This is a genomic window from Burkholderia sp. Tr-20390, assembly GCF_017104595.1.
GTDB lineage: Bacteria > Pseudomonadota > Gammaproteobacteria > Burkholderiales > Burkholderiaceae > Burkholderia.
In genome coordinates this window covers 1-11,789 of record NZ_JAAGPC010000230.1, presented here as the reverse complement: position 1 = coordinate 11,789, position 11,789 = coordinate 1, and the positions used below count along the sequence as shown (strand labels likewise).

The window sequence follows — 11,789 nt, the reverse complement described above, 5'->3', positions numbered from 1 at the left end:
CCCGACTCGGGCGCGACCGCCGGCAACGAAAGCGGCACCGGCGCCGCGGGCGGCGTCGGCACGACCGGGGTCGTCATCTTCATCGGCTCGCCTTGCGGCGTCGGCGCGGGTTCGGGCAGCGGCGCGACGGGTTCCTTCTCGGCGGCCTTGACGGTCGCGCGGTCGCGGCGGGCCGGGTCGATCTTCAGGAAATGCTCGACGAGATTGAAGAAGCGCTCATAGAACACGCCGGCGGGAATCGTCTCGCTGGCGGTCTTGACGAGCGCGTCGTCGCTCGACCCGATCGGCAGCGACAGCGAGCCGAACACGCTCAAGCCCACGCTGGCCGACGTATTCGACTTCTTCAGCGTGTAGCGATCCTGCACCGCGTTCACGTACGCGATGCTCGACGTGCCGTCCGCGTTCGCGTCCGCGCACACGACGTGAAACTCGATCACGACGTGCATGTCGTTGTTCGGCTGGAAATTCTTGCTGCCGTCGACCGCATCGTTGCGCGACGACGACACCACATAGCCCTGGCTCAGCAGCGCGCGCCGCGCGGCCTCGCAGGCTGCGTCGGATTTCGAGTGGAACGTATGCGCGTACGGGCTGCTGGTCGCGTCGAACTGTTCCTGCTGGTAGATCGGCTTGGGCGGCGACGAGCACGCCGCCAGCACGGTCGCGGCCGCGAGCGCGCACGAAACGGAAAACAGGCGAAATCGGTTGTGCATGGCGTCTTTCAGAAGGCTTGGCGAGAGGCCGCGCAACGGCGGTGCCTGGATGAAGCGCGCGGCAATCTCGTAAGGCCGGGGCGTCATTATAGTTTCGTTTGATGTCGCGCTCGCTTCAGTTACCCGAAGCGCCGCGTGCCGCGGCCAGCAATCGCGACGTCAGCGGATGGTGTTCGCCGCGCCGCGAGCGGATCGCGTGGATCTCCTCGGTCACGTCGCCGGCACGCCCGAGCCGCCGCAACCCGCGCAGCAGCGACGCGTCGTTCGCGCCGAGTTCGCTCAGCGGGAACACGCCGAGCCCGCGCGCCGCGAACACGGCCATCAGCGCGCTGTCCTCGAATTCCCCGGCCACGCGCGGCACGATCCGTTCACCTTCCAGCCACAGGTCGAGGCGCGCGCGCAGCGCCGAATGCGCGGTCGGCAACAGCACGGGCAGGTCGGCGAGGCACTGTGGAAAGTGCTGCCGCGCGGCCGGCGTGACGAGCGCCGCGGGGCCATACCAGTCGACCGGCGACGCGACGAGCCGCTCGCTGGTCACCCGCAGGTTCGAGCCGGACGGCGCGCCCTGGCCGGCCAGCACCAGATCGAGATGATGCAGCGCCAGCTCCGCGAGCAGCGCATCGTGCTCGCCTTCGTGGCACAGCAGCCGCAGCGTGGGCGTATCCAGCACGGGGGCAAGGAGCGCGTGCGCGGCGAGCTTGGAGATGCCGTCCGCGAGGCCGACCGCGAGCCGCACGGTCGGCTGGCTGGCCGCCGCGCGCACTTCGTCGGGGATCAGCCGCCCCATCTCGAAGATCACCTCCGCGCGCGCAAACGCGGCCTGGCCGGCGTCGGTCATCGTGACGCCGCGCCCGGCCGGGCGCAATAACTGGTGCCCGAGCGCTTTTTCGAGTTCGCGCACCTGCGCGCTGATGGTCTGCACGGCCATGTCGAGCCGCGCGGCCGCGCGCGCGAAGCCGCCTTCCTTCACGACGACCCAGAAGTAATACAGATGTCGGAAATTGAGCATCGGAGCGAAATTTCGGAAAAACCGAACCAAAAATCAGATTCTCTCTGATTTTTCCGAAGTTCGGGGCGGCCTATGATCTGGCTTTCCACTTTCGTATCGGCCCCATCTCATGGACTACCTGCTGACGCTTGCCGTTGACCCCGCCGTCTGGGCGGCGCTCCTGACGCTCGTCGTGATGGAAGTCGTGCTCGGCATCGACAACCTGATCTTCATCTCGATCCTCAGCAACAAGCTGCCCGAGGCGCAGCGCGCCCGCACGCAGCGCCTCGGCATCGCGCTCGCGCTGGTGATGCGCCTCGCGCTGCTCGGCAGCGTCGCATGGATCGCGAGCCTCACCGAACCCGTGTTCACGCTGTTCGACCATGCGTTCTCGTGGCGCGACCTGATCCTGCTGTCGGGCGGCCTGTTCCTCGTGTGGAAGGCGACCACCGAGATCCATCACCACGTGTCGCGCGACGGTGAAGGCGCGGGCGGTTCGGGCGGGGCGGTCGGCCTGACGATGTGGGCCGCGATCGGCCAGATCGTGATGCTCGACATCGTGTTCTCGATCGACAGCATCGTGACCGCGATCGGCATGACCGAGCACGTGCCGATCATGTTCGTCGCCGTGATCGTCGCCGTCGCCGTGATGCTGTTCGCTGCACAGCCGCTCGCACGCTTCATCGACCGCAACCCGACCATCGTGATGCTCGCGCTGTCGTTCCTGGTCGTGATCGGCATGACGCTGATCGCCGAAGGTTTCGGCTCGCACGTGCCGAAGGGCTATATCTACGCGGCAATGGCGTTCTCGGCTTTCGTCGAAGGCATGAACATGCTGGCGCGGCGCGCGAAGGCGAAGCGCTCGGCACCGACGGATGGCCACTGAGCCGGCGCGCGTGACCCGGCTGCCGCGGCGGTGGCCGGCGTCACGTGCGTCATATGGAATCCAGACGAAATTCGCAAGGAAAGGAGAAACGCGATGAAATGCCCTGTCTGCAAGACGCCCGACCTGCTGATGGCCGAGCGCCAGTCGATCGAGATCGACTACTGTCCGACCTGCCGCGGCGTGTGGCTCGACCGCGGCGAACTCGACAAGCTGATCGCGCGCGAAACCGGCGACGCGCCCGCGCGCCGCGATGAAGCCCCCGTGCGGCACGATGCGCAAGCACCGCGCGGCCACGATGGCGGGTGGGGGCGCGACGCTCGCTCGCACGACAGCCGTGACCGACACGATGGCCGCTCGCACGACGATCGCTACAAGCACGACGGCCAGCGTCGCAAGAAATCGGTGTTCGACCTGTTCGACTTCGACTGATCGCACCGCACGTCGTAAAAGAAAGCCCCGCCGGGCGCGTACCCGGCGGGGCTTCTTCATGCGTGCGGGATCACGGCACGCACCAATGCTTACGCGTTGCCGGCCGTCACGTCGATGCGGCGCGGGCGCGTTTCCTCGCGGCGTGGAATCGTCAGCGTCAGCACGCCGTCGCGCAGGTTCGCGTCGATCCTCGCCGTGTCGAGGTCCGGGCTCAGCACGAAGCTGCGCGCATAGCGCGTCGCGCGGATTTCGGCGTGGCGCACGCGCAGGTCGGCCGGCGTGTCGAGACGCGTGTCGGCTTCGATCGTCAGCGTGTTGTCGTGCACCTTCACGTCGAGGTTCTCGCGCGGCACACCGGGCAGGTCGGCCCGTAGCGTGACGCCGAGATGATCCTCGACGATGTCGACGGCCGGCGTGATGGCGGGACGGCGGGCCGCTTCGGCGGCAGCGGGGTGGACGGTGTGGGTCTGACGCTCGGCCAGGGTCGGGTTCGCATTCATGTCGGTATCCTGAATATTATTGAATGGTGATCGCACGCGGCTTCGATGCCTCGCGCCGGCCGACGCGAATCAGCAGGCAGCCGTTTTCGTAGCGGGCGCTGACCTGGTCGGGATCCGCGTCCCGCGGCAGCTCGACGACACGGCGGAATGCGCCGTGAAAGCGTTCCTGCGCATAGGTGCGCAGATCGTCGCCTTCGCCGCGCGGTGCGGGCTTGCGCTCGCCGCTGATCGTCAGCAGGTCCTTGTCGATCGACACGTCGAAGTCGGCCGCGGCCATGCCGGGTGCGAACGCGACGATCTCGATCGCGCCTTCGGTGGCGCCGACGTTGAGCGCGGGAAAGGCGCCGGGCCGTACCGCGCGAATGCCGGCCGGACGATCGCCGAGCAGGCTGGCCACTTGCCGCTGCACGCGGGCGAATTCGTCGAACAGGTCGCTGCCGAAATGGATACCGCTCATGTTGGTCCTCCTGAACAGGGAACGCGGGAGACGTGACGGCGCGACGCCTGCGGCGGGCGCGTCGTGGAAGCTCCACTGGGTCGAAACGGGGGCGGTGCGCTGCATGCTGCACTGCCCGACGACGTGTAATTAGTGGCAGCCGAAGCGCATTTCAAGAGGGAATCGGCAATCTGCGTCAATGCAGGCCCGCGCGATTCGATGCGACAATCGCCGCGATCTGTTTGCAGACCAACGACACGGGACAATCATGGACATTCGACGCATCGCGATCGTCGGCGCCGGCGTGATCGGCGCGAGCTGGGCCGCCTTCTATCTGACGCAGGGCTTCGACGTCGTCGCGACCGATCCGGCGCCGCACGCCGACACGCGGTTGCGCGACGCGCTGGCCGCGTTTCTCGGCGACCGGGCCGCCGAACTTTCCGCGCGGCTGTCGTTCGACGCCGATCTCGCGCGTGCGCTCGACGGCGTCGACTTCGTGCAGGAGAACGGCCCGGAACGGCTCGACCTGAAGCGCGAGCTGTACCGGCAGATGGACGACGTGCTGCCCGCGCACGTGCCGATCGCGTCGAGCTCGTCGGGCCTGAAGATGTCGGACATCCAGACCGCGTGCGACAAGCATCCGGAACGTTGCCTGATCGCGCATCCGTTCAATCCGCCGCACCTGATTCCGCTCGTCGAGCTGGTCGGCGGCGATGCCACCAGCCAGGACGTGATCGCGCGCGTGAAGGATTTCTACGATGCGCTCGGCAAGCAGACGATCGTCCTCAACAAGGAGATGACCGGCCACGTCGCGAACCGGCTCGCGGCCGCGCTGTTCCGCGAGGTGTATCACCTCGTCGGCGAAGGCGTCGTGAGCGTGGCCGATGCGGACAAGGCCGTCGCATGGGGGCCCGGCCTGCGCTGGGGGTTGATGGGGCAATGCCTGACCTATCACCTCGGCGGCGGCGCGGGCGGGATCGCGCACTTTCTCGAGCACCTGTCGGCGCCGATCACGAGCTGGTGGGACGATCTCGGCACGCCGTCATTCGATCCGGAAGTCGATCGCAAGCTGAACGACGCATTGCGCACGATCCAGGGCGAGCACTCGATGCAGGAACTCGCGGCCGAACGCGACCGCCTGCTCGTCGAACTGATCGACGCGCGGCGCCACAGCTTCCTGCCGTGATCCTGATTGCGTTGCGCCGGCGCGGCGGCGCCGGTCATTGCTGCGACGTCGCCTGGCTGGCGGGCGGCGTGTGGGCCAGCCACGCCGGGCTCACGGCCTGCACGAGTTCGCGGTTGCGCGAACGTGTCGCGGCGTCCGGCGGGTAGTTGCCGTCGTTGGTCGGCAGTTCGCCGTCGAGATAGGCCTGCTTGAGCTGGTCGATGACTTCCGCGCGTGTCAGGCCCTGTTGTGCCGGGGCCGAAGCGTCGGTCTGGGCAAAGGCGGGGGAGAGCAAGGCGGCTGCAGCGGTCGCGACGGCGAATCGCAGGACGTTGTTCATGGCGGGCTCCGATCAAGGGGACGGGTACCGGACGCGCGCGGCTGGCCGTGCATTCCGATAGGTCCCATTGTCGCGAGCGGGTGCTGCGCGGACGATGACGTGTTCCGGGCAAAGCTGTCAGGTGCGGGTGCGGCCCCCTGCGTGGGTCGCTCCCGAGGCAGTTACAACTCCGACGCGGCTGTAATCAGCGTCGCTTCGAGTGCGAGCGTCGAACGCGACGCGGCCGGCGGCCGGTCGATCACGTATTCGAGTTCGCCGAGTTCGGGCAGCCCGGCGTCGAGCCGTGCGAGCCCGGCCGGGATCACGTAGCCGGCGAACGCGCTGACGCCGAGCCCCGCGCTCGCGGCGGCGCGCAACACCGCGACGCTGCTGCTCACGACCGCGATCCGGTACGGCCGCCCGACGGCCTCGAGCGATTCGAGCACGCGGCGGCGCGACACGCTCGGCTCCGGATGCATCGCGAGCGGCAGCACGGCCTCATGGCCGGTGATCCGCGAATCGGGGCCCGTGCACCAGTACAGCGGCTCGCTGCGGATCACGCGGCCGCGCCGGCTGCCGGCGATGCGCTTCGCGAACACGAGATCGTGCCGCCCCTCGTCGAGCGCGTCGAACAGGTCGCCCGACAGCCCGGTCGAGATCGCGAGCTCGACTTCCGGATTGCGCTGCACGAAGCTCGCGAGCGCGGCCGTCAGGTGCGCCGACGCGAAATCCTCCGACATCGCGAGCCGCACCTTGCCCGACAGCGGCGGCCCGCACACCGACGTGACGGCCTCGTCCATCAGTTCGAGAATGCGCACCGCGTAGCGGAACAGCGCGTCGCCGTGCTGCGACAGGTGCACGTTGCGCGTGTCGCGTTCGAACAGCGGCCGGTCGAGCAGCTCCTCGAGGCGGCGGATATGCTGGCTGACGGTCGACTGCGACAGGCTCACGCGCTCGGACGCGGCGGTGAAGCTGCCGGACTGGGCGACGGCGACGAAGCTGCGCAGCAGCTCGGGCGGTAACGGGCGCATTGCTAAATCCACTGAATCGGTTTCGACAACTTCATAAATGGCCGGATTATGCGGCGCTAGTATCGGATCACGCGCCAGTGCGGCCTCCGCCAATGGGGGGCACCGGACGCGTAGCCCGTGTCGCGCCGCCGATGGTATCGGTCAGTCTAAGCCATCCGGCGTCCGGCCCGAACCCGCATCATCCCATCGACCCCGAGAACGCGCTCGCACGACGAGCCGCCGGGCCGCGGCGCCCCGCCGCAGGAGACAGACAGTCCGCCCGGGATCGGCGTGCGGGCCTGGCTCCCGCACGCGTCAGGCGCCCGTCACGAAGAGACTGGAGACGACTCATGATCATCTACGGAACCGCGCTGCTGGCGTTCTGCCACCTGGCCGGACTGTTCCTCGGCGACCTGCTCGGCAGCGCGATCGGCGTGAAGACCAACGTCGGCGGCGTCGGCATCGCGATGCTGCTGCTGATCTGCCTGCGCCTGTGGCTGCACCGCCGCGGCTGGCTGCCGAAGGAGACCGAGGCGGGCGTCGGTTTCTGGGGCGCGATGTACATCCCCGTCGTCGTCGCGATGGCCGCGAACCAGAACGTCGTCGCCGCGCTGAAGGGCGGCCCGGTCGCGCTGCTGGCCGCCGTCGGCGCGGTCGCGATCTGCGCATGCTGCATCGCGGTACTCGTGCGCACCGGGCGCGACGACACGGCCTTCGCGGGCGTGCCGCAATTCGAAGAGCAGTAACGGAGGCCGCCATGCTGCAGATGCTCGAAAAAACCGTCGCCCACAACGGGCTCGTCGCGTCGTTCGCGCTGGTCGGCCTGATCATGTGGCTGTCGTCGATCGCGTCGCGCAAGCTCACGTTCGGCCGCGTGCATGGCTCCGCGATCGCGATCGTGATCGGTCTCGTGCTGGCCTATGTCGGCGGCGCATTCACCGGCGGCGAGAAGGGGCTGGCCGACGTCAAGCTGTTCGCCGGCATCGGCCTGATGGGCGGCGCGATGCTGCGCGATTTCGCGATCGTCGCGACCGCGTTCGAAGTGCAGCCGACCGAGGCGCGCAAGGCCGGGCTCGTCGGCGTCGTATCGCTGCTGCTCGGCACCGTGCTGCCGTTCATCGTCGGCGCGTGCATCGCGCGCGCCTTCGGCTATACCGACGCGGTCAGCATGACGACGATCGGCGCGGGCGCCGTCACCTACATCGTCGGCCCCGTCACGGGCGCGGCGATCGGCGCAAGCTCCGACGTGATCGCGCTCAGCATCGCGACGGGGCTGGTCAAGGCGATCATCGTGATGGTCGGCACGCCGGTCGCGGCCAACTTCATGGGCCTGAAGACACCGCGCTCCGCGATGATCTTCGGCGGCCTGGCCGGCACCGTCAGCGGCGTGAGCGCGGGGCTCGCCGCGACCGACCGACGGCTCGTCCCGTACGGCGCGCTGGTCGCGACGTTCCATACGGGCGTCGGCTGCCTGCTCGGCCCGTCGCTGCTGTTCTTCACGACGCGCGCGCTGGTCGGCGCGTAGGCCCGACCGATGGGCGGCCCGTGCGTGGGCCGTATCCATCGCGGCGTCCTCTGAGTCGCATTCGTCAACATCATCAATCGGCGGCGGCGCCAGGCTTAGAATGCCGCTGAACCATCGAAGCGGGAGAACTGTTCATGACGGGATGGAATCACGCGCGGCAGGCGCGCGATGCACGCCTCGCGGCCGGCGCGGCTTACGCGCAGGGCAAGCGGGTCGATGCGCGCGACACCGTGGCGTTGCTCGAAGCGGTGCTGCGGCCCGGCGACCGCGTCTGCCTCGAAGGCGACAACCAGAAGCAGGCCGACCTGCTCGCCAACGCGCTCGCCGACGTCGACAGCGCGAAGATCCACGACCTGCACATGGTGCAGTCGGGCGTCGTGCTGCCCGAGCATCTCGACGTGTTCGAGCGCGGCATCGCGAAGCGTCTCGACTTCGCGTATTCGGGCCCGCAGTCGCAGCGCATCGCGAAGCTGCTGTTCGGCGGCAAGATCGCGCTCGGCGCGGTGCACACCTATCTCGAGCTGTTCGCACGCTACTTCATCGACCTCACGCCGCAGGTCGCGCTGATCGCCGCGGTCAGCGCCGATCGCGACGGCAATCTCTACACCGGCCCGAACACCGAAGACACGCCGACCGTCGTCGAAGCCACCGCGTTCAAGGACGGCATCGTGATCGCGCAGGTCGACCGCATCGTCGACAAGGTGCCGCGCGTCGACATCCCGGGCGATCGTGTGCACTTCGTCGTCGAGGCAGGCCGGCCGTTCTACGTCGAGCCGCTGTTCACGCGCGATCCGGCGGCGATCACCGAAACGCAGATCCTCACCGCGATGCTCGCGATCAAGGGCATCTACGCGCCGTACGGCATCAAGCGCCTGAACCACGGGATCGGCTTCAACACGGCCGCGATCGAGCTGCTGCTGCCGACCTACGGCGAGAAGCTCGGGCTGAAGGGCAAGGTCTGCTCGCACTGGGCGCTCAACCCGCACCCGACGCTGATTCCCGCGATCGAGTCGGGCTGGGTCGAGCAGATCCACTGCTTCGGCTCGGAAGTCGGGATGGACGACTACATCCGCGCGCGTTCCGACATCTGGTTCACGGGCTCCGACGGGTCGCTGCGCTCGAACCGCGCGTTCTGCCAGACCGCCGGCCTCTATGCGTGCGACATGTTCATCGGCTCGACGCTGCAGATCGACCTGTCCGGCCATTCGTCGACGGTCACGGCCGAGCGTATCGCCGGTTTCGGCGGCGCGCCGAACATGGGCAGCGACGCGCGCGGCCGGCGCCATCCGAGCGAGCCGTGGCTGAAGGCCGGCGCGGAAGCCGATCCCGACACGCCGGCGGCGCTCAGGCGCGGCCGCAAGCTCGTCGTGCAGATCGGCGAGACGTTCGGCGACAAGAACGTGCCGATGTTCGTCGAGAAGCTCGATGCGCTGAAGCTTGCCGACAAGCTGCAGCTCGACCTCGCGCCGATCATGGTCTACGGCGACGACGTCACGCACATCGTCACCGAGGAAGGGATCGCGAACCTGCTGATGTGCCGCGACAAGGACGAACGCGAGCACGCGATCCGCGGCGTCGCCGGCTATACGGAAATCGGCCGCGGCCGCGACCGGAAGATGGTCGAGCGGCTGCGCGAACGCGGCGTGATCCGTCGCCCGGAGGATCTCGGCATCGATCCGCTCGACGCCGACCGCCGCTGGCTCGCCGCGCGTTCGATCAAGGATCTCGTGCACTGGTCGGGCGGCCTGTATGCGCCGCCGGCCCGGTTCCGCAACTGGTAAGGACAAGGGCATGGAACAGTTGAACTATCGCTTCACCGCGCGCGAGCGCGCGAAGGGCGAGCAGGCCGCGGCGCTCGTCGGCGTGGTGGCATCCGGCAATCTCGAAGTGCTCGTCGAGCGCGTGCTGCCGGGCAACGAATGCGAGATCGACATCCGCACGGCAGCGGTCGGGTTCGGCGCGGTGTGGCAGGCCGTCGTCGCGGATTTCGTCGAGCGGCGCACGCCGGGCGGCCTGAAGCTGTCGATCAACGACGGCGGCGCGCGGCCCGACATGGTGTCGCTGCGGCTCGCGCAAGCCGTGCGGGCAATCGAGGGGGACGCATGATGAACGACGCGATCCACGATACGCCCGATACGCCCGCGTTCGTCGCGAACGCCGCGAGCTGGTACGAAGCATCGGCGCGGCAGCGCATCGACGGGCTGCTGGACGCCGGCAGCTTCCGCGAATTCCTCGGCCCGGCCGAGCGCGTGACGAGCCCGCACCTGCCGCTGTTCGACCTGCCGCAGCAGTTCGACGACGGGATGGTGGTCGGCCACGGCCGGCTCGACGGCCAGCCGGTGTTCGTCGCCGCGCAGGAAGGCCGCTTCATGGGCGGCGCGTTCGGCGAAGTGCACGGCGCGAAGCTCACCGGGCTGCTGCGTGCCGCGCGCGACACCGGCAAGCCGGTGCTGATCCTGTTCGATACGGGCGGCGTGCGGCTGCAGGAGGCGAACGCGGGCGAACTCGCGATCGCCGAGATCATGCGCGCGCTCGTCGAAGCGCGCGCGGCCGGCGTGCCGGTGATCGGTCTGATCGGCGGGCGTGCGGGCTGCTACGGCGGCGGCGGGTTGCTCGCCGCGTGCTGCTCGGCGCTCGCGGTATCGGAGCAGGGCCGCATCAGCGTGTCGGGCCCCGAAGTGATCGAGACCAATCGCGGCGTCGAGGAATTCGATGCGAAGGACCGCGCGCTGATCTGGCGCACGATGGGCGGCAAGCACCGACGGCTGATCGGCGGTGCGGATCGCTACGTGGCCGACACGCCCGACGCATTCCGTGCGGCGGCGCTCGCGCTGATCGGCCGTGCGCCGACGTTCGATGCGGCGATGCTGCGCGCGGAGCAGGCCCGCCTCGAAGCGCGCGTCGAACGGTTCGGCGCGTGCAAGGATGCGCTCGACGTGTGGCGTGCGCTGGGCGCATCGGCGCCGGAAGCGATCCCGGGGATGCCGGACGATGCGTTCGCCGCGCTCGCGGACCAACTGCAGGAGAGCCCGCATGACGCTCGATGAAGTATTGAATTCACTGTTCCCGCAAGGCCATTCGATCGCCCGTCACGGCGGGCTGCTGACCGGCCACGCGGAACTGGCCGGCACGCGTGTCGACGTGATCGGCGTCGCCGACCGTTTGCCGTTCGGCATCGACGAGGCGCTGACGCTCGCGTCGCACGTGCTCGACACGATCGCACGCGGCGACGACACGCCGATCCTCGTGCTGGTCGACAGCGACAGCCAGCGGATGAGCAAGCGTGACGAACTGCTCGGCCTGAACGAAGGGCTGTCGCATCTCGCGAAGTGCCTGATGCACGCGGATCTCGCCGGGCACCGGACGATCGGCGTGCTGTATGGCCACACGGCCGCGGGCGCCTTCATCGCAACCGCGCTCGCGACCCGCACGCTGCTCGCGGTGCCGGGCGCGGAGCCGGAGGTGATGGACCTGCCGTCGATGTCGCGCGTGACCAAGCTGCCGATCGACGTGCTGAAGGAGATGTCGCGCTCGACGCCGGTGTTCGCGCCGGGGCTCGACAATCTCGTGAAGATGGGCGCCGTCGACGCCGTGCTCGATCCGGCCCGCGCGCTTGACGCGCAGGTCGTTGAATGGCTCGGCAAGCCGGCCGACCGCGTCGACCGGCGTGCGTCACGCGGCCGGCCGGTTGCCGCCGATGTCGCCCAGCGCGTCGAGGCACTCGCGCGTGCCGCACGTTGAGCTGCCGCTGCGCCGCCACACGCTCGTCACGCTGACGGCGGCGGGGTGGGGCGCGGCATTCGCGCGCGATCCCGCGCTCA

At 68.9% G+C, this 11,789-nt stretch carries 15 protein-coding genes and 1 pseudogene; 10 read left to right on the top strand and 6 right to left on the bottom strand.

Going from position 1 to position 11,789, the window contains the following annotated elements:
• Both G3N98_RS35245 and G3N98_RS35240 read right to left on the bottom strand, forming a co-directional pair.
• Window positions 1-710, bottom strand: a 710-nt coding sequence (locus G3N98_RS35245; protein ID WP_206150720.1) for a DUF2242 domain-containing protein, incomplete at its 3' end; no start/stop codon positions are given.
• Window positions 711-825: 115 nt separating this feature from the next.
• On the bottom strand, window positions 826-1,719 hold the full coding sequence (locus G3N98_RS35240; RefSeq protein ID WP_206150719.1) for a LysR family transcriptional regulator: 894 nt from the start codon (window positions 1,717-1,719) through the stop codon (window positions 826-828).
• A gap of 109 nt (window positions 1,720-1,828) precedes the next feature.
• Here G3N98_RS35240 and G3N98_RS35235 point away from each other — a divergent pair, with 109 nt between their 5' ends.
• Together G3N98_RS35235 and G3N98_RS35230 are read left to right on the top strand one after the other, a co-directional pair.
• The gene (locus tag G3N98_RS35235) at window positions 1,829-2,584 is read left to right on the top strand and encodes a TerC family protein (protein WP_089460756.1); all 756 of its coding nucleotides are present in this window, start codon (window positions 1,829-1,831) and stop codon (window positions 2,582-2,584) included.
• A 93-nt stretch (window positions 2,585-2,677) separates the two neighbouring features.
• Window positions 2,678-3,013: a zf-TFIIB domain-containing protein gene (locus tag G3N98_RS35230; RefSeq protein WP_206150718.1), complete on the top strand. Its 336-nt coding sequence runs from the start codon at window positions 2,678-2,680 to the stop codon at window positions 3,011-3,013.
• 89 nt (window positions 3,014-3,102) lie between these two features.
• Here G3N98_RS35230 and G3N98_RS35225 read toward each other — a convergent pair whose 3' ends face one another.
• Both G3N98_RS35225 and G3N98_RS35220 read right to left on the bottom strand, forming a co-directional pair.
• Window positions 3,103-3,513, bottom strand: coding sequence for an Hsp20/alpha crystallin family protein (locus G3N98_RS35225; RefSeq protein ID WP_175239752.1), 411 nt, complete (start codon window positions 3,511-3,513; stop codon window positions 3,103-3,105).
• A gap of 16 nt (window positions 3,514-3,529) precedes the next feature.
• Window positions 3,530-3,970, bottom strand: coding sequence for an Hsp20/alpha crystallin family protein (locus G3N98_RS35220; protein ID WP_206150717.1), 441 nt, complete (start codon window positions 3,968-3,970; stop codon window positions 3,530-3,532).
• A 247-nt stretch (window positions 3,971-4,217) separates the two neighbouring features.
• On the opposite strand from G3N98_RS35220, the gene G3N98_RS35215 reads away from it, so the two are divergent.
• Window positions 4,218-5,135 (top strand): 3-hydroxyacyl-CoA dehydrogenase NAD-binding domain-containing protein, encoded by a 918-nt coding sequence (locus G3N98_RS35215; protein ID WP_206150716.1) that lies wholly within the window; start codon window positions 4,218-4,220, stop codon window positions 5,133-5,135.
• Between the two features lie 34 nt (window positions 5,136-5,169).
• Here the strand turns inward: G3N98_RS35215 and G3N98_RS35210 are convergent, their stop codons facing one another.
• Together G3N98_RS35210 and G3N98_RS35205 are read right to left on the bottom strand one after the other, a co-directional pair.
• Complete coding sequence (locus G3N98_RS35210; protein WP_089424981.1) at window positions 5,170-5,454, bottom strand: DUF4148 domain-containing protein; 285 nt, start codon at window positions 5,452-5,454, stop codon at window positions 5,170-5,172.
• Between the two features lie 161 nt (window positions 5,455-5,615).
• Window positions 5,616-6,464, bottom strand: a complete 849-nt coding sequence (locus G3N98_RS35205; protein ID WP_175239754.1) for a LysR substrate-binding domain-containing protein — start codon at window positions 6,462-6,464, stop codon at window positions 5,616-5,618.
• Window positions 6,465-6,793: 329 nt separating this feature from the next.
• Here G3N98_RS35205 and madL point away from each other — a divergent pair, with 329 nt between their 5' ends.
• From madL to G3N98_RS40035, 7 genes and pseudogenes are all read left to right on the top strand, one after another.
• Complete coding sequence (gene madL / locus G3N98_RS35200; protein ID WP_034186756.1) at window positions 6,794-7,189, top strand: malonate transporter subunit MadL; 396 nt, start codon at window positions 6,794-6,796, stop codon at window positions 7,187-7,189.
• An 11-nt stretch (window positions 7,190-7,200) separates the two neighbouring features.
• Window positions 7,201-7,968: a malonate transporter subunit MadM gene (madM, locus tag G3N98_RS35195; protein WP_027784056.1), complete on the top strand. Its 768-nt coding sequence runs from the start codon at window positions 7,201-7,203 to the stop codon at window positions 7,966-7,968.
• Between the two features lie 134 nt (window positions 7,969-8,102).
• Complete coding sequence (gene mdcA / locus G3N98_RS35190) at window positions 8,103-9,749, top strand: malonate decarboxylase subunit alpha (protein WP_206150715.1); 1,647 nt, start codon at window positions 8,103-8,105, stop codon at window positions 9,747-9,749.
• Between the two features lie 10 nt (window positions 9,750-9,759).
• Complete coding sequence (mdcC, locus tag G3N98_RS35185; RefSeq protein ID WP_047900325.1) at window positions 9,760-10,074, top strand: malonate decarboxylase acyl carrier protein; 315 nt, start codon at window positions 9,760-9,762, stop codon at window positions 10,072-10,074.
• Window positions 10,071-11,015, top strand: coding sequence for a biotin-independent malonate decarboxylase subunit beta (locus tag G3N98_RS35180; RefSeq protein WP_206150714.1), 945 nt, complete (start codon window positions 10,071-10,073; stop codon window positions 11,013-11,015). Before mdcC ends, G3N98_RS35180 begins: the two co-directional genes overlap by 4 nt.
• Window positions 11,002-11,709, top strand: coding sequence for a biotin-independent malonate decarboxylase subunit gamma (gene mdcE / locus G3N98_RS35175; RefSeq protein ID WP_206150713.1), 708 nt, complete (start codon window positions 11,002-11,004; stop codon window positions 11,707-11,709). The genes G3N98_RS35180 and mdcE overlap by 14 nt, the downstream gene beginning before the upstream one ends.
• Window positions 11,696-11,789: pseudogene (locus G3N98_RS40035) on the top strand (phosphoribosyl-dephospho-CoA transferase); the annotation flags it as partial. The gene mdcE and the pseudogene G3N98_RS40035, both read left to right, overlap by 14 nt.